The organism is Pseudoalteromonas sp. MB47 (genome assembly GCF_011319765.1).
Classification (GTDB): domain Bacteria; phylum Pseudomonadota; class Gammaproteobacteria; order Enterobacterales; family Alteromonadaceae; genus Pseudoalteromonas; species Pseudoalteromonas simplex.
Map to the genome: position 1 here is coordinate 127,723 of NZ_VFBD01000011.1, position 25,301 is coordinate 153,023.

21 protein-coding genes and 1 riboswitch are annotated in these 25,301 nt (G+C 42.1%); of the genes, 9 read left to right on the top strand and 12 right to left on the bottom strand.

Annotated features, from left to right (window positions below; all coding sequences use genetic code 11):
- Positions 1 to 27: 27 nt before the first annotated feature.
- From thiC to IMPJCBKJ_RS07470, 3 genes are all read right to left on the bottom strand, one after another.
- Positions 28 to 1,980, bottom strand: coding sequence for a phosphomethylpyrimidine synthase ThiC (thiC, locus tag IMPJCBKJ_RS07460; RefSeq protein ID WP_138619830.1), 1,953 nt, complete (start codon positions 1,978 to 1,980; stop codon positions 28 to 30).
- 145 nt (positions 1,981 to 2,125) lie between these two features.
- Positions 2,126 to 2,227, bottom strand: a riboswitch (TPP riboswitch).
- Positions 2,228 to 2,290: 63 nt separating this feature from the next.
- Positions 2,291 to 2,692 (bottom strand): META domain-containing protein, encoded by a 402-nt coding sequence (locus IMPJCBKJ_RS07465; RefSeq protein WP_054554130.1) that lies wholly within the window; start codon positions 2,690 to 2,692, stop codon positions 2,291 to 2,293.
- A 124-nt stretch (positions 2,693 to 2,816) separates the two neighbouring features.
- Positions 2,817 to 3,206 (bottom strand): acyl-CoA thioesterase, encoded by a 390-nt coding sequence (locus tag IMPJCBKJ_RS07470; protein WP_138601160.1) that lies wholly within the window; start codon positions 3,204 to 3,206, stop codon positions 2,817 to 2,819.
- 123 nt (positions 3,207 to 3,329) lie between these two features.
- On the opposite strand from IMPJCBKJ_RS07470, the gene IMPJCBKJ_RS07475 reads away from it, so the two are divergent.
- Complete coding sequence (locus tag IMPJCBKJ_RS07475) at positions 3,330 to 5,429, top strand: TonB-dependent receptor (RefSeq protein ID WP_166339612.1); 2,100 nt, start codon at positions 3,330 to 3,332, stop codon at positions 5,427 to 5,429.
- A gap of 53 nt (positions 5,430 to 5,482) precedes the next feature.
- Here the strand turns inward: IMPJCBKJ_RS07475 and epmA are convergent, their stop codons facing one another.
- Together epmA and efp are read right to left on the bottom strand one after the other, a co-directional pair.
- Positions 5,483 to 6,457 carry an elongation factor P--(R)-beta-lysine ligase gene (gene epmA, locus IMPJCBKJ_RS07480; RefSeq protein WP_166339614.1) on the bottom strand — a complete coding sequence of 325 codons (975 nt, stop codon included), beginning with the start codon at positions 6,455 to 6,457 and terminating at the stop codon, positions 5,483 to 5,485.
- Between the two features lie 65 nt (positions 6,458 to 6,522).
- Positions 6,523 to 7,089 carry an elongation factor P gene (gene efp, locus IMPJCBKJ_RS07485; protein WP_054554126.1) on the bottom strand — a complete coding sequence of 189 codons (567 nt, stop codon included), beginning with the start codon at positions 7,087 to 7,089 and terminating at the stop codon, positions 6,523 to 6,525.
- 41 nt (positions 7,090 to 7,130) lie between these two features.
- Here efp and epmB point away from each other — a divergent pair, with 41 nt between their 5' ends.
- A complete protein-coding gene (epmB, locus tag IMPJCBKJ_RS07490; protein ID WP_166339616.1) occupies positions 7,131 to 8,144 on the top strand; it encodes an EF-P beta-lysylation protein EpmB in 1,014 nt (337 codons plus the stop codon).
- Here the strand turns inward: epmB and IMPJCBKJ_RS07495 are convergent.
- Positions 8,141 to 8,353, bottom strand: coding sequence for a hypothetical protein (locus IMPJCBKJ_RS07495; protein ID WP_054554124.1), 213 nt, complete (start codon positions 8,351 to 8,353; stop codon positions 8,141 to 8,143). The genes epmB and IMPJCBKJ_RS07495 overlap by 4 nt on opposite strands.
- Before the next feature lie 72 nt (positions 8,354 to 8,425).
- Between IMPJCBKJ_RS07495 and IMPJCBKJ_RS07500 the strand changes: the two genes are divergently transcribed.
- The 3 genes from IMPJCBKJ_RS07500 (at position 8,426) to IMPJCBKJ_RS07510 (ending at position 10,895) form a co-directional block, all read left to right on the top strand.
- Positions 8,426 to 8,716, top strand: coding sequence for a hypothetical protein (locus IMPJCBKJ_RS07500; protein ID WP_054554123.1), 291 nt, complete (start codon positions 8,426 to 8,428; stop codon positions 8,714 to 8,716).
- A gap of 177 nt (positions 8,717 to 8,893) precedes the next feature.
- Complete coding sequence (locus IMPJCBKJ_RS07505; protein WP_166339618.1) at positions 8,894 to 9,781, top strand: NTP transferase domain-containing protein; 888 nt, start codon at positions 8,894 to 8,896, stop codon at positions 9,779 to 9,781.
- 37 nt (positions 9,782 to 9,818) lie between these two features.
- A complete protein-coding gene (locus IMPJCBKJ_RS07510; protein ID WP_054554121.1) occupies positions 9,819 to 10,895 on the top strand; it encodes an aminoglycoside phosphotransferase family protein in 1,077 nt (358 codons plus the stop codon).
- 142 nt (positions 10,896 to 11,037) lie between these two features.
- On the opposite strand, the gene polA is transcribed toward IMPJCBKJ_RS07510, so the two are convergent.
- Positions 11,038 to 13,773 carry a DNA polymerase I gene (gene polA / locus IMPJCBKJ_RS07515; RefSeq protein WP_166339620.1) on the bottom strand — a complete coding sequence of 912 codons (2,736 nt, stop codon included), beginning with the start codon at positions 13,771 to 13,773 and terminating at the stop codon, positions 11,038 to 11,040.
- A gap of 511 nt (positions 13,774 to 14,284) precedes the next feature.
- On the opposite strand from polA, the gene elbB reads away from it, so the two are divergent.
- The 3 genes from elbB (at position 14,285) to IMPJCBKJ_RS07530 (ending at position 18,275) form a co-directional block, all read left to right on the top strand.
- A complete protein-coding gene (gene elbB, locus IMPJCBKJ_RS07520; protein ID WP_054554119.1) occupies positions 14,285 to 14,935 on the top strand; it encodes an isoprenoid biosynthesis glyoxalase ElbB in 651 nt (216 codons plus the stop codon).
- 184 nt (positions 14,936 to 15,119) lie between these two features.
- Positions 15,120 to 15,512, top strand: a complete 393-nt coding sequence (locus IMPJCBKJ_RS07525) for a cytochrome c5 family protein (protein ID WP_054554118.1) — start codon at positions 15,120 to 15,122, stop codon at positions 15,510 to 15,512.
- Between the two features lie 183 nt (positions 15,513 to 15,695).
- On the top strand, positions 15,696 to 18,275 hold the full coding sequence (locus IMPJCBKJ_RS07530; protein ID WP_054554117.1) for a diguanylate cyclase: 2,580 nt from the start codon (positions 15,696 to 15,698) through the stop codon (positions 18,273 to 18,275).
- Here IMPJCBKJ_RS07530 and rep read toward each other — a convergent pair.
- On the bottom strand, positions 18,265 to 20,277 hold the full coding sequence (rep, locus tag IMPJCBKJ_RS07535) for a DNA helicase Rep (protein ID WP_166339622.1): 2,013 nt from the start codon (positions 20,275 to 20,277) through the stop codon (positions 18,265 to 18,267). The two genes, IMPJCBKJ_RS07530 and rep, sit on opposite strands and share 11 nt — an antisense overlap.
- Positions 20,278 to 20,388: 111 nt before the next feature.
- Here rep and IMPJCBKJ_RS07540 point away from each other — a divergent pair, with 111 nt between their 5' ends.
- The gene (locus tag IMPJCBKJ_RS07540) at positions 20,389 to 20,652 is read left to right on the top strand and encodes an accessory factor UbiK family protein (RefSeq protein ID WP_054561163.1); all 264 of its coding nucleotides are present in this window, start codon (positions 20,389 to 20,391) and stop codon (positions 20,650 to 20,652) included.
- 49 nt (positions 20,653 to 20,701) lie between these two features.
- Here IMPJCBKJ_RS07540 and can read toward each other — a convergent pair whose 3' ends face one another.
- The 4 genes from can to ilvA all read right to left on the bottom strand — a co-directional run bounded on the left by can (position 20,702) and on the right by ilvA (position 25,299).
- The gene (gene can, locus IMPJCBKJ_RS07545) at positions 20,702 to 21,364 is read right to left on the bottom strand and encodes a carbonate dehydratase (RefSeq protein ID WP_054554114.1); all 663 of its coding nucleotides are present in this window, start codon (positions 21,362 to 21,364) and stop codon (positions 20,702 to 20,704) included.
- An 18-nt stretch (positions 21,365 to 21,382) separates the two neighbouring features.
- Positions 21,383 to 22,561: a methyltransferase gene (locus IMPJCBKJ_RS07550; protein ID WP_138619836.1), complete on the bottom strand. Its 1,179-nt coding sequence runs from the start codon at positions 22,559 to 22,561 to the stop codon at positions 21,383 to 21,385.
- Positions 22,562 to 22,611: 50 nt separating this feature from the next.
- The gene (locus IMPJCBKJ_RS07555; RefSeq protein WP_138601214.1) at positions 22,612 to 23,646 is read right to left on the bottom strand and encodes an ABC transporter substrate-binding protein; all 1,035 of its coding nucleotides are present in this window, start codon (positions 23,644 to 23,646) and stop codon (positions 22,612 to 22,614) included.
- Positions 23,647 to 23,745: 99 nt separating this feature from the next.
- Positions 23,746 to 25,299, bottom strand: a complete 1,554-nt coding sequence (gene ilvA / locus IMPJCBKJ_RS07560; protein ID WP_138601184.1) for a threonine ammonia-lyase, biosynthetic — start codon at positions 25,297 to 25,299, stop codon at positions 23,746 to 23,748.
- Positions 25,300 to 25,301 lie beyond the last annotated feature (2 nt).

Genomic DNA, 25,301 nt, shown 5'->3' on the forward strand with positions numbered 1-25,301 from the left:
CCTATCGCTGATGCCTAGCTCCATCAATTAAACGGCTTTGTGGTAAATCTCAGAGCCTGTTTTTTTGAACTCGTCTGATTTCGCTTTCATTTCGGCTTCAACATCAACCATTTTGATTTCGATAGTATCGCCTACGTTATTTGGATCAATGCCTCTAGCTTCAAGATCTTTGGCGTAATCACGTACTTCTTGAGTGATCTTCATCGAGCAGAACTTAGGGCCACACATAGAGCAGAAGTGTGCAATCTTGCCTGATTCTTGTGGCAGTGTTTCATCGTGATATTCGCGGGCGCGTTCTGGGTCTAAACCTAGGTTAAATTGGTCGTGCCAACGGAACTCAAAGCGTGCTTTTGATAATGCGTTGTCACGCTCTTGCGCACCCGGGTGGCCTTTTGCTAAATCGGCAGCATGAGCAGCAATTTTGTAAGTGATTAAACCTTCTTTAACGTCTTCTTTGTTTGGTAAGCCTAAATGCTCTTTAGGGGTTACATAACAAAGCATAGCGCAGCCGTACCAAGCAATTTGCGCAGCGCCAATACCTGATGTGAAATGATCGTACCCCGGTGCAATATCCGTGGTTAATGGACCAAGAGTATAAAACGGTGCTTCTTCACAGTGTTTTAGCTGCTCTTCCATGTTCTCTTTGATCATATGCATTGGCACATGGCCTGGGCCTTCAATGAACACTTGCACATCATGTTTCCAAGCAAGTTTTGTCAGCTCACCTAAAGTACGTAATTCGCTGAACTGGGCTTCGTCATTAGCATCAGCAATAGAGCCCGGGCGCAAGCCATCACCTAATGAAAAACACACATCGTACTGTTTTAAAATTTCACAAATTTCTTCAAAGTGCGTGTATAAGAAGTTTTCTTTATGGTGCGCTAAACACCATTTCGCCATAATTGAGCCACCACGCGAAACAATACCGGTAACACGCTTTGCTGTCATCGGCACGTAACGCAACAATACCCCAGCATGAATAGTAAAGTAATCAACCCCTTGTTCTGCTTGTTCAATCAAGGTATCGCGGAAAATCTCCCACGTTAGGTCTTCAGCCACGCCGTTTACTTTTTCAAGCGCTTGGTAAATTGGTACGGTACCAATTGGCACTGGCGAGTTACGTACCACCCACTCACGGGTTTCGTGAATGTAGCGACCCGTTGATAAGTCCATTACCGTGTCGGCGCCCCAACGAGTCGACCACACCATTTTTTCTACTTCTTCTTCGATTGATGAAGTCACCGACGAATTACCAATATTCGCGTTCACCTTAACTAAGAAATTTCGGCCGATGATCATCGGCTCAGTTTCCGGGTGGTTGATGTTGTTAGGAAGTACAGCGCGACCACGGGCAATTTCATCACGCACAAATTCAGGGGTAATAAAATCAGGAATACTAGCGCCAAACGATTCGCCTTTGTGCTGGGCTGCAAGTAACTCTTCACGAATTTTAGCGCGTCCCATGTTTTCACGAATTGCCACATATTCCATTTCAGGCGTCACAATACCTTGTCGCGCATAATGCATTTGCGTTACGTTTTTGCCTGCTTTTGCACGGCGGATCTTTGGTAGATGTTCAAAGCGGATATGATCTAACCCTTCATCTGCCATTCGTTGTTGAGAAAATTGCGAAGTCACTGAGTCTAATATTTCAGTGTCGCCGCGGCTTTCAATCCACTTTTCACGGTATTTCTCAAGGCCCTTGCGCACATCAAGTTGAAAATCTGGGTCAGTGTATGGGCCCGAGGTATCGTAAACACGAATTGGTGCGTTAGATTCAAATACAGGGTTCTCTTCAGTGCCTCCGATGAAGGTATCGCTGAGAGTGATTTCACGCATCCCTACTCGTACATTGTCTTGTGTACCTTCTACATAAACTTTATGAGAATTAGGAAAGGGTTGACCCGTTAAGTTATAAATATAATCTGATGCTGCCGCACGAACTTCGCGGCGAGATGGTTTAGTTGTTGTGTTTGACATGACTTACCTCATTGCTTTAAGGGTTGTCTTGTCAGATATTGCAAATGCAATAGAGAGTGGCAAACGCCATTGGATCGTTAATAAGCTAAATGCTTACTAGTGCAGCCTGCGCCGCTTATGCCCCATAAATTTGGCGCACAAGCGCCCAGTGAGGCAGCTTGTTCCCTACGCAGGTGTTAGCCTGATCAGGTTCACGGATCCCGCTTTCGCGATCTCAGCCTTGTTAAAGGCACTCCGACAAGTATAAATTCGTTTCTTTAAAACGCCCTGAGTGTACGCCAGTTAAAAAATTGCTGCAAGCTAAGCCACTTTAGTTTTTTGCAATGAAGGTAAAGTGATGCTCGCCTTGCAGAGTTAGTTTCTCACCTGTTAGCGTAATTGCCGCACCTTCTTTTAGCGCTGACAATAATTGCTGCTCAAGCTCATTAACTTGCTCGCCACATGATTTACGAGTCATACCTAACTTATTTACCGTTAGCGTATCTTCGCTGAGCGCACCTTCACCAAAAAATTTATTACAGCCAGCAAAGCCGTTAACCTGCATCGCTTCTATAAAGCGTATAGAGGCTTTTTGAGATACAGGAATAGCTAAACCATTCACTTTTGATAATTGCCACTGTGTATATTTTAATTGCTCACTAGTGACTGTCCCTGTCGATGAGCAGCCCATGCAAAATAATACAAAAAGAAGAGGCAAGGCTACTAACTTCATATTTTTTAACTATTCAAATTTCAATGTAGTAATAATAACAACATTTAACGCAATTGATCGTTAAAAAAACATGTTTTATCTGTAAAAAATTGTTCTAAGTTAGCTTATCAAAGAACAACGCAGACTATTTGAATAAGTTATCGACTTCTTCTGGTAAAAAAGGACGACCTTTTTCATTTACTGACGTGCCAATCACTAACGCTTGTAGCATCACTTTATGATCATGTTTACGATACACTGTTTGCCTAAAAGCAAACTTTAATCGGCTGATACGCTCAGGCTCAACGGCAACGTAAAATTCATCACCCGGCATAAGTGATGCCTTGTAATCCATTTCGCTACGCAGTACGACAAGGTTTACTTTTTCTCTTGCGAGCTTTGCAAAATCGATACCTTGGGCATGTAAAAACTCATGGCGTGCATGTTCTAAATAATTAAAATAAACACTGTTGTTTACAATTCCTTGTAAATCACACTCATAATCACGCACTTTAAAGTCTACTTTAAAGGTCATAGTCGTATTCCTAATCAATTTACGTATAATTGCCTGCGTTTATATCATAAAAATTGATTTTATAGCCATTTGGCTAGCTAGGTTGCTAGAATAGCAGTCCCGAAAATGGAGTTAAGAATCCGCATGAAACGACGTTTATCATTATTATCTGCTGCCATCCTGCCTTTATTCGCAGCATCTTCGATTGCTTACGCTGAAGACGGTGAGCTTGAAAAAATTGAAGTTACCGGTGATTTCAAAAGAGAAAGCATTCAAACCCTTAGTGCCAGCGCAAGCTTGTTTTCAGACCATGAAATCAATCAACGCGGTGCAAAGTTTTTAGATGAGATGCTTGCTAGTGCAGCGAATGTAAACTTTACCTCAGGGGCATCTCGTGGTCGTTTCGTGCAAATTCGTGGTGTTGGTTTACGCTCACAGTTTGTTGACCCTATTAATCCTTCGGTTGGCTTAGTGATCGACGGTATAAACTACTCTGGTTTAGGCGGCAGTTCACTGTTATTTGATATCGACCAAGTTGAAATTTATCGCGGCCCACAAGGAACTCGCTTTGGTGCTGATGCCTTAGCTGGCATGATTCAAATGGAATCTGCAACCCCCACTCTTGACCCAAGTGTGAAAATACAATTAGGTGCGGGCAACTACAACAGCTATGAAGCAGGTATTGCCGCAGGTACCGGTATTACCGACGACACAGCAGTACGCGCTAGTATTTATCAACGTGAGTCTGATGGGTATGTAGAAAACCGTTATTTAGGCAAAGATACCCAGCAACAAGACGAGCTTGTCTCTCGCTTTAAATTACACAGCCAATTGACCGAGCATTTACGTACTGAACTGAATGTACATTACATCGATATAAATAACGGCTATGACGCATTCACATTAGATAACAGCCGTTACAGTGTTGCTGATGAACCAGGCCAAGACAACCAAGAAAGCATTGCGGTTGGCCTAGCAAACATATACACCGGCTTTGACTTTTTTGATGTTAGCCTAAACCTATCTGGTATCGACAGCGAGCTGGTATACAGCTATGACGAAGACTGGGTGTGTAATGATGAAGCCCAACCTGAGTTATGTGCTGCTGGCTTGCATGATTGGGGCTATAGCTCAACAGATGCTTACTTTCGCGATCGTCAAGATCAGGCTGCAGAGCTGCAATTTAGCGGTAAATCAGGTGAGTGGGTCGCTGGCATTTACTATCAAGGCCGCGAAGTTGATTTAGAGCGCCAATACACTTGGCTTGCACAGCCATTTACCTCAAATTATGAAACCAGCAATATTGCAGCGTATGGCCAACTAGCAACAGCTATTGGTCCAAAAACAACCTTAATTACGGGTCTGCGTGTTGAGCAGTATCAAGGCGACTACATCGACAATAACGGTTTTATTGAAGAAACGGATGATGTCATGGTGGGCGGTAAGCTTGCACTTGAATACCAAGTGATTGATCGCACTATGATCTACACCAGCATTACTCGTGGCTATAAGGCTGGCGGTATTAACTCTGAAGCTTTAGCAAAAGCAAAAGACGAAGGCTTAAATCTAGATGCTGATTTCTTCGCTAATCACACATCATTTGCCCCTGAATACCTTTGGAGCGGTGAGTTTGGTGTGAAAGGCAGCTCTTTGGACGATAAGTTTGTGTTACGTCTTGCCGCTTTCTACATGTACCGCGAAGATATGCAGTTAAAATCGTGGCAAGTTGAAGGTCAAAAATTCACAGGTTATATCGATAACGCCAGCTCTGGCGAAAACTATGGTTTAGAAATTGAAGGCAGCTTCCAAGCTACTGACAATTTACTACTAACGGGTAGTGCAGGTTATCTACATACAGAAATCAATGACTTTGTTGCGCAATCAGGCCTAGATCAAGATGGTCGAGATCAAGCACAAGCTCCTAAATACCAATATGCATTCACTGCACGTTATAACTTTACGCCAGCACTTTACGCATCAATTGGTATAGAAGGCAAAGACGATTACTACTTCTCTGATAGCCATAACTCAAAAGCACCTAACAGCAACTTAGTGAATGCTTCATTTGGTTATGAAAGTGATAATTGGAGCATTAATGCGTGGGCACGTAACTTATTTGACGAAGACGTACCAACTCGTGGTTTTGAGTTTGGTAACGACCCATTAGACGGTTACACCACTCATACATACACACAACTTGGCGAACCTATGGTTGCCGGTGTGACATTTATTTTCGAGCTATAAGTAATTGGGTGCTAGGTTTTTACCTAGCACCCAAACACCTAGAGCCAAATCAGTTAAGCCCTTTCAACATCAAAGGCGAGTACGTCTTTAATCTTTTGCTTATTCGTTGCCAGCATAATGAGTCGATCAATACCCAGTGCGACACCCGCACATTGCGGTAAGCCATACTCTAGTGCAGCTATTAAGCGTTCATCCATTGGCACTTGCTTTAAGCCATTTGCTTCACGGTACTGATTATCTTCACTAAAACGAGCTGCTTGCTCTTTACCATTGGTCAGTTCATTAAAACCGTTTGCCAGCTCCATATTTTTAAAATATAACTCAAAGCGCCCTGCTACTCGCTCATCATGTTGGCAAATTTGGGCAAGAGCGGCTTGCGATGCAGGAAAATGATAAACAAAACAAGGCTTTTCTTGGCCAATCGTTGGTTCAACTTTCATACAAAATAATAGCTGTAACAAGGTATCGCGATGCGTTTCATTCGCGGCAATATCGGCAAAGCCCTGTGCTGTTGCTAGTTGCTGCAATGTGCTAATATCAGCAGTTAAAGGGTCTACACCTAAGGCGTTCATAAAGGCTTGCTGATAAGTGAGTCGCTCTGCGCTTTCTACGCCGAGCACTAATTGCATAAGCTCATCCATTTCATCCATAAGCGCAAACTCATCGAAGCCTGGGCGGTACCACTCAAGCATTGTAAATTCAGGATTATGATGACTACCCGCCTCTTCATTACGAAAGGCTTTGCACAGCTGGAAAATAGCCCCAGAGCCCGCCGCAAGTAAACGCTTCATGGCAAACTCAGGCGACGTTTGCAAATAAAGTGGTAAGCCACCAGCATGGCCAGGGCCAACAAACTCGGTACTAAAAGTCACTAAATGCACATCGGTTACACTGGCCGCGCTTAAGCTTGGCGTTTCAACCTCCATAACATCACGGACATAAAAGAACTCGCGAATACGGCGGATGATGACGGCACGCTCTCGTAAAGTTTCAATATCGGCGCTTGGTTGCCAAAGGACATTAGACATAGCGTTTCCCAAAAAAAATCCCAGCAGAAGCTGGGATTTTATAATAAATTGCTTAACAATGCCTATTACTTAACACGGCTCACGTATTCACCGCTACGTGTATCAACTTTGATCACTTCGCCGATTTGTACGAATAGAGGAACACGAACAACAGCACCTGTGCTTAATGTTGCTGGTTTACCGCCAGTACCCGCTGTATCACCTTTTAGACCTGGATCTGTTTCAGTGATTTCTAATTCAACGAAGTTTGGTGGAGTCACGGCGATTGGGCTACCGTTCCAAAGCGTGATAGTACAAACGTCATTTTCAACTAACCATTTTGCATTGTCGCCAAGCGCTTTTTCGTCAGCAGCGATTTGCTCAAATGTTTCGTTGTTCATGAAGTGCCAGAACTCACCGTCAGTGTATAGATACGCTAAATCTGTATCCATTACGTCTGCACCTTCAACTGATTCACCTGACTTGAATGTTTTTTCTAGTACTTTACCTGTGATAAGTTTACGAATACGAACACGGTTAAACGCCTGGCCTTTACCTGGTTTTACCATTTCATTTTCTAAGATGCTGCAAGGTTCGCCGTCTAACATAATTTTTAGGCCGCCCTTGAACTCATTGGTGCTATAATTCGCCATCGTTTCCTCTGTCTAAATAATTTCGAGTAATCTACGTGTCAATGATACAAAGAAATGAAGTAAATTTGCATAAAAACTGGCAAAAAGAATTGGCAAATGTTGTCACTTGTCCTGAACGCTTGCTAGAAATGCTAGGATTATCAAGCAAAGTAGACGAAAAAGACCTCAAAGCACGCAGTCTTTTTCCTGTCCGCGTGCCGCTGCCATTTATCAAAAAAATGCGTTATGGCGACATAAACGACCCTCTTTTGCTACAAGTGATGCCAAGGCACCAAGAGTTTTTAGCAAAAACAGGTTACGACAAAGACCCTCTAAAAGAGCAAGATAACAACCAACCTGGCTTGTTACACAAGTATCGCTCTCGCGTTTTAGTGATGTTTAAAACCGGTTGTGCCGTAAATTGCCGTTATTGCTTTAGACGCCATTTTCCTTATCAAGAAAACCAATTAAACAAACGCAGTTTAATTGATGCACTGGCTTATATAAAAGCCGACAGCAACATCAACGAAGTCATTTTAAGTGGTGGCGATCCATTGATGGCTAAAGACGATGCTGTTAGTTGGTTTATGGATGAGTTAGAGCAACTTCCGCAAATTAAACGCATGCGTATTCACAGCCGCTTACCTGTGGTGATCCCAGCAAGAATTACCGATGAGCTATGTGCACGCTTTGCTGCATCGCCCTTAAAGGTGGTGTTTATAAATCATATCAATCACGCTAACGAAATTGATGATGACTTTAAAGCGGCCATGCAAAAGTTAAAAGCTGTAGGGGTGACGTTACTAAATCAGGCGGTGTTACTAAAAGATGTGAATGATTCTGTCGAGTCGCAAGTTGCATTAAGTGAAGCGCTTTTTGAGGCAGATATACTTCCTTACTACTTACATCTACTAGATAAAGTTGAGGGTGCTAGCCATTTTGATATAGCTGAGAGTCAGGCACGGGAAATCGTAACAGCTATGCTGGCAGCATTGCCGGGTTTTTTGGTTCCTAAGCTGGTGCGTGAGATCGGCGGCGAAAAAAGTAAAACGCCTATCGATCTCAATCTAAGTTAAACGTATACGTTTACGTTGTTACCTAGTGTCGCAGTTACCGACTTAGCAGGTGTTTGTGCAGCACTGGTATTCATTGCTGCGCCTTCGATAAGTGCAAGTGCCGCAGCACCATCAGCCTTTTGCTGTTTTTTAGCAAGTGATGCGCTGTAAACTTCTGCGCTTTCGCCACCGCCACTCATCGCTGGTAAGCTTGATCCTGATATATTCATAGTTCATTACCTGACTTTTTATGACAATCCACGTACTATATCGGCATTGCAGTCTAAAGCTTTAGGAAAAAAATGGATTCAATTATTGAACAACTCAATGCTAACCTAAAAATCGTTTATCGTCAGGCACTTGATGCTGATAAAAAATTAGATGATTTACAGCAGCAAGGCCATGGTAAATTCAAAGCCTTATTTGCAAAAGATGCTGGCTTTGATTTTGAAGCGAAACGCTTTAAACCCTACGTTCTCGATGTTGCAGCTGATGTAGAAAGCTTAAGCAACGACGGTATGGACGAAGAAAAGCTGAAAAAAACCGTTATTAAACTGCAACAGTTATTACAGTTGCTAGCAACCTTCAAATAAACACTTAATCACTACAACGTGCTGATGATTTTTGAGGAGCACTGAGCTCTACTTTGTGCCCTCTTAAATCTCTCTTAACATGGTGCTTTTTAACACTTACAATCCTTATTAACAGCCGTTGCTCGAATATCAAAGGTTCTGGTACACTTTTCCTTTGTTCATCTTATTACTCGCGCAATGACTCATCATTCTCTAACCTTAATCGTATTAGCTGGCGGACTCGGTAGTCGCTTTGGTGGAAACAAACAAATTGCTGATATTCCAGGTCTTAACAGTACTATTATGGAACTAAGTATTCGAGATGCTGTTCAAGTAGGTGTAACTCAAGCTGTTATCATCATAAATGCTAATATTCGAGCCGAATTTGAAGCAAGAATTTTACCCCGTTTGCCTAAATCACTAGAAGTTATCTTAGTTAATCAAGAAATCACTGCAATTCCAGAAAAGTATCTTTCTTTAGCTAAAGAGCGGCAAAAGCCTTGGGGAACAGGCCACGCTCTTTTATGTGCAAAACCCTATGTAAAGAACCCTGCAATTGTAATTACAGCCGATGATTATTATGGGGCCTCTTCGTTTAAAATTATCGCCGAACATTTTAAGCGTAGTAATGATTGGGCTATGGTTGGTTACCCTGTAGTTGATACTTTATCGGCTCAAGGAGGGGTAAATCGCGGAGTGTGTAGCATCGATGAGCAACAACATTTAATCGATGTTGTTGAATATCTTGATATCAAGCTAGAGCAAGATATTTTGTTAGGTAATAACTCTCTAGGTGAGCGTCAGAGTATTGCTAAGGAAGCTCTTGGTTCAATGAGTTTTTGGGGGATTACAGATGATTTATTCATGGTTCTAGAAAAGGGCTTTGTACAGTTTTTAGAAAATACTGACAACGGTGTCACGAAAGAGTATTATTTACCAAATCAGATACAACTTGCGATTAAAGATTACAATCAAACTGTCGCCGTTTATACCGCACAAGAGCCATGGTACGGCGTAACCTACAAAGCTGAATTGGATGCAATAGCAAGTACATTACGTCAGTTACGCCTCGGGCTTAATGAATAAATCTACACCTCTTCTTACAAAAAGTAATGGAAAATTAATGAAGTCGAATCCTGTTGCAACTTATCTTTCTGAGCATTTTGGCTTAAGTTCAGATCACGTGACACTGAAACCTATTGGCAACGGCCATATAAACACAACGATGCTTCTTAAGTCACAAGATAATGCTGTCGTTGTGCAAAAACTAAATACTGATGTATTTCCTAACCCTGAGCAGCTTGTAGAGAATGCAAGGCTTATCGAAAAGCACCTAAACGACAAACATGTGAAAGGTGAATATAGTCTCGAGATCATTCGTCATGTACCGACAATAAAAAATGATTTTTTGGTGGAATGTGACCAAGGCGTGTGGCGTGCACTCGAATTTATTGGCGGCAGTTACAGTGAGGATGTTGTAGCAAACATCTCTCAAGCACAAACTGCGGCCAATGCATTTGGTCAATTTGCGCTTGCTTTACAAGACTTTCAGGCTGAGCAACTACATCATGTTATCCCAGATTTTCATAATTTAGCAATGCGTTTTGATGCTTTCAGAAAAGCAATCGAAAATGACCCTGTAAATCGTATCGAACTTTGCCAACCAGATATCGAGTTCTGTTTAAATCAGCAATCGCTAATTGATGAACTACAGAAACTGGAAGGTAAGATCCCATTAAGACCCTGTCATAATGATACAAAAATCAATAACATGCTTTTTTGTAAAGATTCTGATGATGCAAAAGCAGTTATCGATTTAGATACCTGTATGCCTGGCTATTGGTTATTTGATTTTGGTGACATGGTGCGCACTTTCTGTTCACCTGAGCAAGAGGACTCAACTAACCTGAAAAATGTAACAGTTCGCGAAGAAATTTTTGCAGCTATTGTTAAGGGCTATGTAGAACCATTAAAAAATGTAATCACTGATGCAGAAAAAGAGAGCTTTTGGCTTGGCACAAAAGTAATGACATTTATGATTGGCTTGCGCTTTCTTACTGATTTTATTGATGGTGACAATTACTTTGCGACTAAACATGCTCACCATAATCTCGAACGAGCCCGAAACCAGTTCGCACTGTATCGCGATATTCTTGAAAAAGAGAATACCCTAAAAGCTATTTTAGAAATAAATAAGTAACGAGCTTACAATTAAAGTTTGGGGTTAAACTTTTGGAGCAATTTCACATCAAGCTATGGGGATGATAGGAGCTACCGACCACTCCTTAACTAATCAGACCGAGCCACTCGAATTGTTCTATCGGTGGCTCTTAGTTTAGATATTAGTGAGCTTGTTGCCAGTTGTCACCGCTGTCGGCTTCAACAATCAGAGGCACATCAAGAGTAGCGGCTTCTGACATTAACTTACAAATTTCAGCTTTATAGTCGTCCACAGATTCTTCTTTAATTTCGAACACTAATTCATCGTGCACTTGCATGAGCAGCTTAACTGAACCTGCAGCTTGTGCGTTCACCCATTGATGAACTTTTAGCATCGCTTTTTTGATGATATCTGCAGCAGTCCCTTGCATTGGTGCGTTGATCGCAGCACGCTCAGCGGCTTTACGACGAGCACCGTTACGGGCATTGATTTCAGGTAAATGTAAGCGGCGGCCAAAAATCGTTTCTACATACCCTTTATCAGCTGCTTTTTCACGGGTTGTTTCCATGTACTCAAGTACGCCAGGGAAACGCTCGAAGTATTTATCAATATAATGCTGTGCTTCATGACGTGGTACATCTAATTGACGTGATAAACCAAACGCCGACATGCCATAAATTAAACCGAAGTTAACCGCTTTAGCTTTACGGCGCATATCGCTGGTAACCTCTTCAAGGCTAACCCCGAAGACTTCTGCCGCTGTTGCACTGTGAACATCTAAACCATTCGCAAAGGCAGTTAATAGGCCTTTATCTTGAGATAAATGCGCCATGATACGTAATTCAATTTGGCTGTAATCGGCAGCCACAATTTTATGGCCAGGTGCAGCAATAAAGGCTTCACGAATTCGACGGCCTTCTTCTGAACGAATTGGAATATTCTGTAAGTTAGGATCCGTTGAACTTAAACGACCTGTTGCTGTTACAGCTTGATGGTAAGAGGTATGCACTCGCTTAGTGCGCTCATCAACCATTAGCGGAAGTTTATCTGTGTAGGTTGATTTAAGTTTAGATAAACCACGGTGCTCAATAATCACTTTTGGTAACGGATAATCATGAGCAAGTTCTTGTAACACCTCTTCTGCTGTCGAAGGTGCACCCTTAGGTGTTTTCTTGATAACAGGCAGCTCAAGTTTTTCAAACAAAATAGCTTGCAGTTGCTTAGGTGAGCCTAAGTTAAATTTTTCACCTGCAATATCATAAGCTTCTTGCTCAAGCTCTAACAGGCGTTCACCTAAACGTTGACTATGAGCTGCTAGCATGTTGCTATCAATTGCAACACCAGTACGCTCAATATCAGAAAGCACTGTGACAAGTGGTAACTCAATCTCTTCGAATACCGATTTTAATTGGCTATCAGCATCAATTTTTGGCCATAATACTTGATGAAGACGTAGCGTTATATCAGCATCTTCAGCAGCATAAGGCGCAGCTTTTTCTAGCTCAATTTGGTTAAACGTTAACTGCTTTTTACCTTTACCGGCAATATCTTCAAAGCTGATATTTTTGTGACCAAGGTATTTCAGTGCCAACGAGTCCATATCATGGCGGCTGCCTACACTATTAAATACATACGACTCCAGCATGGTGTCGTATTTAATGCCTTTTAATTCAAAGCCTGCGTTAGCTAACACGCTTTTATCGTACTTAAGGTTTTGCCCCACTTTCGCTTTGTTTTCGTCAGCTAAGATTGGGCCAATTTTTGCCATTACGGTTTCTAAGCTTAATTGCTCAGGCGCATCTGGGTAATCGTGACCAACCGGAAGATAAGCCGCTTCACCGGCTTTAACCGCAAAGCTCATACCAACCAATTGCGCTTGCATATAATCAAGGCTGGTTGTTTCAGTATCAAAAGCAAACAATTCGGCGTCATTTAACTGCGCCACTAAGGTATCAAGTTGCTCTTCAGTTAAGATTGTTTCGTAGTGTGCATCAGCAACTTTTGGTAGTTCGTTAGCTTCAGTTGGCACATCTAAATGCGTGTCAGCGTCTTTAGGGTTATCAAGTAGCTCAGCTAACCAACGGCGGAACTCACACTCACCATAAAGTGCAATCAATTCGTCACGATTAGGCTCTTGCAGCTTAAAGCTTTCAAGATCTGACTCAACCTCAACATCACACTTAATTGTTGCTAACTCATAGCTAAGTGGCAAATGATCAAGTGCTGTAGCAAGTTTTTCACCAATCTTGCCTTTTATTTCACCTGCATGATCAATGACACCTTGTAATGATCCATATTTTTGCAGCCACTTCACCGCTGTTTTTGGACCACAGCCATCAACACCTGGGATGTTATCGACTTTGTCACCCATTAGGGCAAGGTAATCAATGATCAATTCAGGACCAACGCCAAACTTCTCAACCACGGTTTCTGGATCTGAAATGCTATCTGTCATGGTATTGATCAGCGTAACATGCTCATTAACAAGCTGCGCCATATCTTTATCGCCAGTCGAGATCAGCACATGACGCTGCTGCTCTGAGGCTATTCGCGCAAACGTACCGATAACATCGTCAGCTTCAACACCTTCAATACTAATCAGCGGAAAACCCATTGCTTTAATAATGTTATGCAGTGGTGCGATCTGTGTGCGTAAGTCATCCGGCATTGGCGGACGATTCGCTTTATATTCGCTGTACATATCATTTCTGAAGGTTTTACCCTTGGCATCAAATACCACCACCATGTGCGATGGATCATATTGCTTGATCAAACTCTTAAGCATATTAACTACGCCATAGATTGCGCCTGTCGCTTCACCTTTTGAGTTAGTAAGGTGCGGTGGCGAATGGTATGCACGGAATAAATAAGAAGAACCATCTACAAGAATAAGTGGATTTTCAGGGATCTGAGCCATGGTGAAATTGGATCCTAATTGAATAACATTAAATTGTTTGTAAGCATGCCATAAGGTCATGAAGAAAACGACTGTGAATTATTAACCAATAAAGCTTTATGACAGAGCAAGCTGTGGATAACTTTGTAGATAACAGACACAGTTAATTCTCCCAAAATGAAAAAACATTTAGGAAAATTAGATAAGCTTATGTTTTTATTTAAAAAAGATATTACGGCGTTCTTTTTTTATTATTTTTGTCCGATGTGGAAAACGGTTTTAGTAGCGATAACCTTTTGCTTATTCGATACCGAATTAACATCCCTTTTCATAACCGGAGGAGTATTCTAGCATAATGGATCAAAGATCATAGCGATCCTTTATACTTTTTTTTTCGTTAGTAATTTATAAAAAGGCATAAACAGCTATTCATCATGCTTTGCGAGTTATCAAGCGACGAAAATTTTTTATTTTGTCGCCATGCTCGTATCCTTGTTAAACTTAAGCTAGTCGCATTAAGGAGAGTTCAAAAATGAAAAAAGTTGCTGTAATTTTAGCTGGTTGCGGTGTTTACGACGGCGCAGAAATCAATGAAGCTGTGTTAACCTTATTACATATCGCTAAAGCAGGCGCGAGCTATGAATGCTTCGCACCCGATATCGAACAAATGCACACCGTTAATCACCTAACAGGTGAAGAAATGACACCTAATCGTAATGTGCTAGTTGAAGCTGCACGTATTGCCCGCGGTGAAATTAAAGCGCTCACTGAGCTAAATGTAGATGAGTTCGATGCCTTGATCGTACCAGGTGGCTTTGGGGCCGCGAAAAACCTATCTGACTTTGCAGTAAAAGGTGCAGATGCCCAAGTTCAAGGTGATGTACTGACAACAGCGAAGGCTTTTGTCGATGCCAACAAAGCAGCAGGTTATATATGTATTGCGCCTGCCATGCTGCCGCTTATTTATGGTAAAGGTGTAAAAACAACCATTGGGAGCGATGCAGAGACCGCCGCAGCTATAGAACAACTTGGTGGAGCACACCAAAGCTGTGCTGTGAACGATATCGTTGTTGATCAACAACATAAAGTGGTCACTACCCCAGCCTATATGTTGGCCCAAAGTATTTTAGATGCAGATGCGGGTATCGAAAAATTAGTTAACAAAGTATTAGAGCTTGCTTAAGCATCAAGCTAAGAGCCAGTATTTTATGCTGGCTTTTCTTGCGCTAACGCAAAAAAATGACGGTTTTTCTCAAGAAAAAGCCTTTTAGATCATTTTATAAATTGTGGCTTAGCGTTATAATCGTTCTAATTTCCGTCATATATATCGTGATTGATCACGTTCAAATCGAAGTGAGCAAGGCAAAATGAAAAAACTATCAGCTGCATTATTACTGCTAGCAACAACGGCATATGCACAAGCGTATGACAACTCTTTGACTGAAGATGCTATCAAAAAGCGTCTAGCGCCAATTGGTTCTGTCTATCTAGAAGGTGATAAAGCTGCAGTCGCTGCTGAACCTACAGGCCCTCGTTCTGGTGAACAAGTTTACCAAGCAGCATGCTTTGCTTGTCACGGCACTGGTGCACTAGGCGCACCAAAATCAGCTGATGATTGGGCTCCTCGTATTGCTAAAGGCATGGACACTTTACTTGACCATGCAATCAATGGTTTCAACGCGATGCCTCCTAAAGGTACGTGTATGGACTGTTCTGATGAAGAGATCAGCGCTGCTATCGATTTCATGACTAGCAAGTAACAGTTTAAAATCTAATACTAAGGGCTTATTTTTATAAGCCCTTTTTTTATGCCTTTATCAGGGCGCGAGGCTAGCTCTGTAGCCAAATATGACCATAATAAATTACTATTTTGTTAACAGCTGTTACTTGACGATCTAATAAAAAAGTGGAACTATTAAGGACGATATTTAAACAATAATAAAATGAGTTCTAAATCATTGGAAGATTCAGCAACACACTTTGATAAGCTTGCACGTAAAAATGTTCGCTTAAAATCGCTTTTACAAAAGTATAAGCAATCACATCACTTGCAACATGCTCTTTTACAATTATCAGAGCAAGCGAGTACTGTTGCCGAATTAACCTTGCTTTACCCTGCTATCCACAACATCCTGCAAGACTATATTCCAAGTAAAAACTTCTTCGTGGTTTTGCATAACCCTGTTTACGATAACCTTGAGTTATCTTATTTTGCCGACGAAAAAGATGGCCTCTCTGTGCCATTGAAGTATGAGCAGTACTTTAAAGAAGGCCTGACAGGTTACGTATTTAAGCAAGGTAAAACCAGCTACTTCACCAAACAACAAACAGAGCTAGCGGTTGAACAAGGCTTACTCAAATGCTTTGGCACACCTGCCGAGCATTGGGTTGGAGTTCCTGTATACCGCGATAAGTCAATAATTGGAGTGATGGTCGCGCAAAGCTATGAAAAAGACCTGAGTTATTCTGAGCAACAAATTGAGTTGCTAGAAGTAATGTCACTTTATTTGGCAACGGCCATCGAACGAGTTAAGAAACGTGAACTGCTCGAATCAGAAGTTAAAATTCGCACTCGTGCACTGACACAAAGTAATCAAGCTCTCAATGAAGAAATACAGCAACGTAAAAAAGCGTTAGAGCGTCAACAGATCCTTTTTAAAATATCAGAGCTGGCAACCTTAAGTGAAAATCTTGACGACGTTTATAAACATGTTCACGAAATTATTAAAACCATTACCTATGCAGACAACCTATATATTGCCCTTTATGATGAGCAAACTCACTGGTTAAGTTTTCCGTACTGTGTCGATGAATACAATGACACAGGCAGGCCGAGACCTTTTGCAAAAGGTTTTAGTGAACTTGTTTTAAGCTCCGAAGAATGCCAAGTCATCGATATTGATAAAGCAAATAATCTAATTAAGTTAGGCGTTGTTGAAAGGCCCGTAGACGTCCCGGCTGAACGAACAGCAACTAGCTGGTTAGGTGCACCACTTAAAACATCGCAAGGTGTCATTGGTCTAATAGTTTGCCAAGCGTATAATAATAAACACGAATTCACGCAAGATGACTGTGAGTTAATTACCTTTGTATCGCATCAAATAGCCAACGTCATTCAAACCCATTTAGCAAATCAAGAGTTAAAGCTAAATCATCAAAAGCTGGAAAACAGAGTTGCAGAGAAAACGAAAGAGTTACGCCAAGCAAACCTGCACTTACAGATGCAAATTGAAGAGCGTAAAAAAATAGAACAACAGCTGTACCACGATGCACACCATGACTCATTAACCAGTTTACCTAATCGCAGTTTATTCCTAACACAGTTAGAAAAAACATTGCAGCATTATCAGCGCTATCCAGAGCAGCAGTTTGCAGTGTTATTTATTGACCTTGATAAATTTAAAGACATCAACGATCACCTTGGTCACCAAGCAGGCGATCAATTTTTAATTGGTGTTGCTGAATCTTTCTCGCATTGTATCCGTGAGCATGATTTACTTGCACGTTTAGGTGGTGATGAGTTTGTGGTATTGCTCACTCACTTAACTGAGCAACAGCAAGCTCAAGATGTTGCCAAACGTATCATCGAAATAATGAGAAAACCTTTCTGTATGAAGGGTCAATGCATTCAAAGTGGTGCCAGTATTGGTATTACTTACTCAAAACCAAGCTACAAGCACACCGATGAAATTATACGTGATGCCGACGCCGCCATGTATTACGCTAAAAATGCAGGCCGTAATCGCTTTGAATGTTTCCATCCGCTGCTTAATGCCAGTAATGTGCAACATGATGCTGACAATATGCATCACTTAGATGACTTGCCTATGCACTTTAGAAGTGCCGAAATCATTACCTTGGATGAGCAAACTCGCGCAGAGTCTTTACTCGAAGCATTTGGTGAACACCCAGTACTTGGCAGCACCAGCTTTGAAGTACTTAAGAAGTTTGCGACCGATAGAGTACAGCACTTTGAGGTTGAACTTAACTTACTAAAACAAGCATTCAGCTTAGTAAGTGACAGTAAGAAAGAAAAAGTATTGTTCCCTTGCTCTGGCTTAGTCCTTGAACGTATTAATTTTCAAGCACTATGTAAGCTATTAAAAGCCCACGATGCGAATAGAATGTGTCTGTTATTCAACGAACAAGAAATTCGTTACGCATCAGCGGTACAAATTGAAAATTTAAAAAACTTAGTCGCACAAGGATTTTCGATTGGGTTGAATGAATTTGCTAAAGATCGCTGTGAGTTAAACTTACTGACTGAGTTTCAATTCGATTACTTGTTATTAAGTTCAACATTTAGCAAGCGCGTATTACAGCAAGAAAACTATCACTTACAACTGCAAGGTGTACTGGCGATTACTAAGCTGCAAAATATCAAAGTAATCGCGAAAGGACCGTCGATTTTTAACTACCGCACGTTACTCGATAAGCACGGGTTGTCGTTGTTTATTGGTAAACAGCATGCGCTGGCGCCCTTCGAATACGAAACACCAAGCGCACAAATAATTACTTCTTAAGCATCGCTCTTAGATTAGCTACACGGGCTTGGCCTTTTTCCATACGCTCAGCCTGTGAAGACGGTGGCTTTTTCGCTTCAAAGGCTAAGTCATCTTGTGGTAACTCCTGCACAAAGCGACTGAGCTCAGTATCTGACGTTTCACCAAATTGACGACGTAACTTAGCATAAGTCATTACCAACTCTTGTTGAGCACGGGTTATACCTACATAAGCAAGACGACGCTCTTCTTCAACGTTATCTTCATCGATACTTACTTGGTGTGGTAGTAACCCCTCTTCCATGCCAACCATGAACACATACGGATACTCCAAACCTTTTGAAGCATGCAGTGTCAGTAATTGTACCGCATCAGATTCGTCTTCCTCTTCGTTACGTTCAAGCATGTCACGTAAAGTCAGTTTACTAACCACCTCAGCAAGGTTCAGCGGCGGGTTGTCTGCGTCCCCTGTTAGCATGTCGGTGATCCAACGATAAAGCTCTGAAACGTTCTTCATGCGCATTTCAGCAGCTTTTGCACTCGGTGATGACTCATAAAGGTATGCTTCGTAGTTAATTTGCCTAACTAACTCTTTCACAGCTTCAAGGGTATCGCCGCGTACCGCATTATCAGAAAGCTCAACCACCCAGCGGGCAAAACCAGCTAAGGCATTAAAACCACGGCCTTTTAAGCGGTGTGCAAGTTCAGGTTCAAAACAGGCTGCAAATAAGCTGATATGCTTTTCATTAGCAAGGGTGCCAAGTTTTTCGAGTGTGACCGTACCAATCTCACGGCGTGGCGTATTTACAATACGTAAAAAGGCATTGTCATCATCTTGGTTCACCAATAAGCGTAAATACGCCATGATATCTTTAATCTCTGAACGCGAGAAAAACGACATGCCACCGCTTATCTTATAAGGAATACGGTTGCTCATAAGTGCTTTTTCAAACACGCGCGCTTGATGGTTACCACGGTATAAAATCGCGTAATCTTTGTAGCTGGTACGCTTCATGAATTTATGAGAAATGATCTCTGCCACCACTCGCTCTGATTCATGCTCTTCATCACGACAACCAATCACTTTGATTGGCTCACCATAACCAAGTTCACTGAATAGCTTTTTATCAAACTCGTGAGGGTTATTGGCGATCAAAATATTCGCCGCTTTTAGAATTCGCCCTGCGCTTCGGTAGTTTTGTTCAAGCTTAATTAAACGTAAGCCCGGAAAATCTTTACTCAATAGTACAAGGTTTTGAGGCTTAGCACCGCGCCATGAGTAAATTGATTGGTCATCATCACCTACCACTGTAAAACGAGCTCGTTCACCCACTAATAGCTTAACCAGCTGATACTGACTGGTGTTGGTATCTTGATACTCATCCACCAGTAGGTAACGAAAACGCTGCTGCCAACGCTCACGCGCAGTAGCATTTTGGCCTAACAATAAAGTAGGGATCATGATCAGATCATCAAAATCAAGGGCATTATAAGCACGTAGTTGATTTTGGTAACGCGCATACAGCTGAGCAAATAAGGCTTTTTGTGGCTCACGGGCTTCGCGAACAGCACGCTCTGGCAGAATCAATTCGTTCTTCCAGCTACCTATTTGCATCTTCAGTAGGTTAAGTAGATCTTTGTCTTTTTTAAGTTCTTCTTCGGTCAGCTCAGCTAGTAACTGGTTGGTATCTTGATCATCAAACAACGAAAAGCCGGGTTTAAACCCTAGCGTCGTTAACTCTTTTTTGATGATCTCAAGCCCAAGGGTATGAAACGTTGAAACCCATAAGCCTTTCGACTCTTGTTTACCCAGTGTTTGCGTTACACGCTCGCGCATTTCTTTTGCCGCTTTATTGGTAAAAGTTACCGCCGCAATATTGCGCGCTTGATACTCACAGTTTTGCACCAAGTAAGCGATTTTATTAGTAATAACACGCGTTTTACCAGAGCCCGCACCGGCTAATACCAGACACGGTCCACTGATATACTTTACCGCTTCATCTTGTTTTGGGTTGAGTTTCATAAGCCCCTAAAGAAATTATCCAAAGACAGGACGGGCAATTTTACCGTAATCACTACACTACGCCTAGCCAATAAGGTAAGATTGTTTTTTTACGTGACTCAAGGGACGAAGATGATCAACCCAGCAAAACTTGAAGAAATCGCTAAGCAAATTACTGACAACATGCCGCAAGGCGTGAAAAACCTTGCCGAAACAGTTGAAGGCAAAACAAAGCAAGCTATTCAAAACAAACTTGCTGAGATGGACTTTGTAAGCCGTGATGAGTTTGATATTCAAAGCCAAGTACTTATTCGTACTCGTGAAAAACTCACTGAGCTTGAAGAGAAAGTTGCATTACTCGAGCAGCAACTTGCTAGCAAACAAGACGAACAATAAAAAAGGAGAGCAAATTAGCTCTCCTTTTTTACCCAGCTAGTTTTAGGTTTTAGCTTTTTTCTGCCACACGTTCAAATACGCGCTTAACGGCAATACCGTAAGTATCGCTAGCTTCTTCAGCACAGGTCACAACCGACTCAAGATCATTAAGGTGACCATTCGCTAAGCCATACACCCAACCATGAATTGTTAAATCTTGGCCTTTCGCCCAAGCATCTTGCACAATGTTAGTACGGCACACGTTACGTACTTGTTCGATAACGTTTAGTTCAATTAAGCTATTTAAACGCTCTTGCTCAGGTAATGCATTGAGTTGTTCGATGTGTTTTTCTTTTACATCACCTACATGGCGTAGCCAGTTATCAATTAAGCCAAAACGCGCTTCGTTTAATACTGCTTGAACACCACCACAGCCATAGTGACCAACGACCATGATGTGCTTCACTTTCAGCACTTCAACAGCGTATTGCATTACCGAAAGACAGTTATGGTCAGTATGCACAACGACATTTGCTACGTTACGGTGAACAAATAGCTCACCCGGTAATAAGTCTACAATTTCGTTTGCAGGTACACGCGAGTCAGAACAACCGATCCACAAATACTCTGGATTTTGCTGCATTGATAGAATTTTAAAAAACTCAGGATCATTTTCACTCGTACGCGCTGCCCAACGTCTATTATTTTCGAATAAATTTTTTAACTTTCTCATTGCGCCTCTTTACGGTTTTTAATAATTAGCTTGGATCAAGATATTCCTTGGTGTCAGCTGCTTTTCGCAAAACGTACTAACTGTTACTTGATACCCTTGTTGTTGCAAATATAAAGCACGATCGAGCACGAGCCAAACTTCAATTGCCCTTCTGAACACATGTCGGACGAGTTCAACTCGCTCGGTGACCCTTTTGCGCTTTTTACCTATCTCTAAAAACTTATTGTAATCAATGCCTTCAGGTAAATGTAATGATTTTTTCTCAGCAGCCCATAAACAAAATGAGTTAAACGAATCAGAGAAGATCGCTTTGTTCACTGACGGTACACTCACATAGTGCATTTCACCGGTCAGTGATTTACGTAACGCATCAAATCCAAGACGCCATTCAACCTCTGTTTTTCTGACCTTATCAACTCGGCTCGGTGCGGTTACCGTTTCTTGCAGCGCCAGTTTTAAATCGCGATGAGTAAGCGCAAGTTGGCTTTTTTTTACGGGCTCGCTCATTGCTTGATAAGCGTTATCAGTGAATAAATGATAACAGCACGGTGAAAAACTAATTTGCTGGGTTTTCGCTTTACTTGCTTGCTGCATAAATGTTTGATGCAAACGACCACAGGCATGCAATGCAACTGCATGCTGCTGGCTTTCAAAAAAGCCATCTGTGTCATCGGTTAATACATCAGCTTGTGAAAACTGCATCGCCAATTGCTGTTGCTTAGCACTGTGTTGACCTTGATCGCACAAGTGTTGTTGTAGCTCAATGCTATGGACACGTGGTGCCCCATTAAATGCCAACATACGACCTAAATGCCCTTTACCTGCACACCATTCTAAAACAGGCTGGTTTAATGACTGCTGACTAATGGCCGCGACAAAGTCTTGTAGTTGTTCAAACTTACGGCCCTTAATGCCATTACTTACCCAAAATGGAAATTCATTACGGGCAGCACTTATAGCAGGCAAATTACACAACTCAGCCAACTGGTCGATACCCTCTATTGCCTCAGTAAAATAACGATATAAAGCTTGCTGATCGGCATCAAGTTCACTCACTTGTTGGTCATCAAGCGCCCATAATAAGTTGGCTAATTCAGGCCAAGGAAGATCATCAAAATCAAATGCGGTACATTGCCAGTATTGGCGGGTTGAAAATAGCAGTGCATCTAAAGCTGCAAAGTGCTCGGCAAGTGTCATAACTACTTAGCGACAAGAAATAAAGAGCAGTATAACAGCTTTTAGCTTATTTAACGTCGGTTACTGCTGATCAAGCGACTGTACAATGGCACACACGCAATACTTAAAATGATGGCGAGGATCAACATCCACGACAGCTCAATAGCTTCAGCTTGCTGCTGATCATACATAAAGCCATCAAAAGCCTGATCAAAATCAGCTTGCTCGATGCCATATAGATCTGCAATTAAACGCCATTTTGCCATCGACATATTGCCTAACTTAATCCCTGGAGGTTGAATATAGCTTGCCAAAACATGTGCTTCATAAGCCAGCTCCTGTACGCTTTTATGTTTAGCATAGTGCTGCTTGGTCACATCGATGCTTTCTTCTAAGTGCAATAAAGCATATCGCCACCCTTTTAGGCTCGCGCGGTAAAAACGCTCTACAACCTCAGGCTTCTTCGCTAAAAACTGCTCAGAGGTATATAAAATATCACCATACACATTCAAGCCGAACTTTTGCGGGCAAATGAGTCGATAGCCAACCCCTCTAAGAGTCATGCTGTAAGGCTCATTGGTGACATACACTTGCACCGCATCTAAATCACCGGCAAGCCACTCTTTAACGCCGCCTTCATGGCTAGCTGCCATCAAGCTTTCTTGGCTCAATCCAGCACGCTGTAACATGACCAAGAGTTCTGCATTTTCTAGTGAGCTAACTTTGCTGAGTTTCTTTCCAACAAAGTCTCTGGGCTGAAAAATATCGGAGTTATTCTTTACCATCCAGCAGTAAGGCGAAAACTGCAGAATGGCTCCAAGGGCAACAACCGATGCGCCTTGCTGGCGTTTTTGTAATATGCCTGAGTGAGTAATGGCAAAGTCGGCTTGGCCGTTTAACACTTTAGGAAAGGTATCAGGATCATTTGGGTCGGCAGGTATAATAGCAACATTAAGGCCCGCTTCCTTGTAAAAGCCTTTTTCTGCAGCCATATAATAACCTGCAAATTGAAACTGGTGAGTCCATTTTAATTGTAAGCTAACGTTATCAACGCTCTGTGCGCTCATAGAGAGCATTAGACAGATTAACCCAAGTAGACTTTTCATTCCTTGCACGCATCATCCTTGATTGAGAACCGTGCAATAACTATAGGAAAAATAGACAAAAAAACAAGGCTACTAATTAGCAGCCTTGATTATATTAAGCTACTGATTTGCCGCTTTAACCTCACTTAATTCTTGACCTTGGCTAGTTAAGAACTGGGTGAAACATGGATTGTTCGTTTCATCTTGAACGTTGTATCCCAAACGGTTCAAATGCTCATTGAATACCTCATAATCACTCGGTTCAATAGCAAAGGCCGCCAGCACATTACCAATCGCTCCACCATGATTACGATAATGGAATAAAGTGATATTCCAATTACTACCAAGGGTATCTAAGAATCGCGCCAGTGCGCCTGGGTATTCAGGAAACTCAAAGCGTAGTAAACGCTCATGAAGTTGAGCAGGCGCTTTACCACCCACCATATAACGAATATGCAATTTAGCCAGCTCGTTATCTGATAGATCGCAAAACGTGTAGTCGTTTTCTGTCAGTGCCGCTTTTAATTCATCAAGCTCTTGCTGCCCTTGTCTTAATGCAATACCAACAAAAATTTGTGCTTCGCCGGGGCCTGCGTAACGGTAATTAAACTCGGTGATAGCTCTGCCACCTAGTGAATTACAAAACTGCTTAAAGCTACCCTTTTCTTCTTTTATGGTCACAGCAAGGAGTGCTTCGTTCTTTTCACCAAGAGCAGTCCGCTCTGCAACATAACGTAAGCGGTCAAAGTTTAAGTTTGCACCCGATAAAATTGCAGCAACGTTTAAGCCTTTAACACCATTTTGTTGGCACCATTTTTTCAGCCCTGCTGTTGATAGCGCCCCTGAAGGTTCTGCTATCGCACGAGTCGAAACAAAGATATCTTGCATTGCGGCGCAGATTTCATCGCCCGTTACAGTGACCACTTCATCACAAAACTTTTGCGCTAAACGAAATGTTTCTGTGCCGATGACTTTTACGGCTACACCATCTGCAAAGCTGCCAACACGGTCAAGCTCAACGGGCTTGCCCGCTTCAAGCGCTGCTTTTAGGCAAGCACTCTCGTCAGCTTCAACACCAATGACTTTGATATCAGGACGTAACGACTTAATGTACACCGCCATGCCTGCAAGTAAACCACCACCGCCAACAGGAATAAAAACAGCATCAAGGTCGTTCAATTGCTGCATTAATTCACGGGCAACGGTACCTTGGCCAACAATCACATCAGGATCATCAAACGGTGGCACAAACACCCCGTTACGCTGCTCTGTCAGTTCTAAAGCATGGGCTTTTGCCGCATCAAAATGATGGCCGTGTAATACCACTTCACCACCGAGTGAACGTACTGCATTCACTTTAATTTCTGGTGTTGTAACTGGCATCACAATCGTTGCGTTATGCCCTAAAAATGAGGCACTGAGTGCAACCCCTTGCGCATGGTTACCCGCTGAGGCTGTGATCACATCAGACCCTTTTGGCAACTTGCTCAGTTTATGAAAAGCACCACGAAGCTTAAATGAATAAACCGGTTGTTGGTCTTCACGCTTTAACCACACATGGTTGCCTAACCGTGCACTAAGATCAGCCATTTCGCTGACCTCAGTGACTTTTGCAAGCGGCTCCATGTTCGCTTGGATGATAGCGCGAAAATAATCGAGCTCTTGAGAAACCATAA

Coding starts and splice junctions, on each gene's coding strand:
- thiC (WP_138619830.1), bottom strand. CDS start 1,980: ATGTCAAACACAACAACTAAACCATCTCGCCGCGAAGTTCGTGCGGCA.
- IMPJCBKJ_RS07465 (WP_054554130.1), bottom strand. CDS start 2,692: ATGAAGTTAGTAGCCTTGCCTCTTCTTTTTGTATTATTTTGCATGGGC.
- IMPJCBKJ_RS07470 (WP_138601160.1), bottom strand. CDS start 3,206: ATGACCTTTAAAGTAGACTTTAAAGTGCGTGATTATGAGTGTGATTTA.
- IMPJCBKJ_RS07475 (WP_166339612.1), top strand. CDS start 3,330: ATGAAACGACGTTTATCATTATTATCTGCTGCCATCCTGCCTTTATTC.
- epmA (WP_166339614.1), bottom strand. CDS start 6,457: ATGTCTAATGTCCTTTGGCAACCAAGCGCCGATATTGAAACTTTACGA.
- efp (WP_054554126.1), bottom strand. CDS start 7,089: ATGGCGAATTATAGCACCAATGAGTTCAAGGGCGGCCTAAAAATTATG.
- epmB (WP_166339616.1), top strand. CDS start 7,131: ATGATACAAAGAAATGAAGTAAATTTGCATAAAAACTGGCAAAAAGAA.
- IMPJCBKJ_RS07495 (WP_054554124.1), bottom strand. CDS start 8,353: ATGAATATATCAGGATCAAGCTTACCAGCGATGAGTGGCGGTGGCGAA.
- IMPJCBKJ_RS07500 (WP_054554123.1), top strand. CDS start 8,426: ATGGATTCAATTATTGAACAACTCAATGCTAACCTAAAAATCGTTTAT.
- IMPJCBKJ_RS07505 (WP_166339618.1), top strand. CDS start 8,894: ATGACTCATCATTCTCTAACCTTAATCGTATTAGCTGGCGGACTCGGT.
- IMPJCBKJ_RS07510 (WP_054554121.1), top strand. CDS start 9,819: ATGAAGTCGAATCCTGTTGCAACTTATCTTTCTGAGCATTTTGGCTTA.
- polA (WP_166339620.1), bottom strand. CDS start 13,773: ATGGCTCAGATCCCTGAAAATCCACTTATTCTTGTAGATGGTTCTTCT.
- elbB (WP_054554119.1), top strand. CDS start 14,285: ATGAAAAAAGTTGCTGTAATTTTAGCTGGTTGCGGTGTTTACGACGGC.
- IMPJCBKJ_RS07525 (WP_054554118.1), top strand. CDS start 15,120: ATGAAAAAACTATCAGCTGCATTATTACTGCTAGCAACAACGGCATAT.
- IMPJCBKJ_RS07530 (WP_054554117.1), top strand. CDS start 15,696: ATGAGTTCTAAATCATTGGAAGATTCAGCAACACACTTTGATAAGCTT.
- rep (WP_166339622.1), bottom strand. CDS start 20,277: ATGAAACTCAACCCAAAACAAGATGAAGCGGTAAAGTATATCAGTGGA.
- IMPJCBKJ_RS07540 (WP_054561163.1), top strand. CDS start 20,389: ATGATCAACCCAGCAAAACTTGAAGAAATCGCTAAGCAAATTACTGAC.
- can (WP_054554114.1), bottom strand. CDS start 21,364: ATGAGAAAGTTAAAAAATTTATTCGAAAATAATAGACGTTGGGCAGCG.
- IMPJCBKJ_RS07550 (WP_138619836.1), bottom strand. CDS start 22,561: ATGACACTTGCCGAGCACTTTGCAGCTTTAGATGCACTGCTATTTTCA.
- IMPJCBKJ_RS07555 (WP_138601214.1), bottom strand. CDS start 23,646: ATGAAAAGTCTACTTGGGTTAATCTGTCTAATGCTCTCTATGAGCGCA.
- ilvA (WP_138601184.1), bottom strand. CDS start 25,299: ATGGTTTCTCAAGAGCTCGATTATTTTCGCGCTATCATCCAAGCGAAC.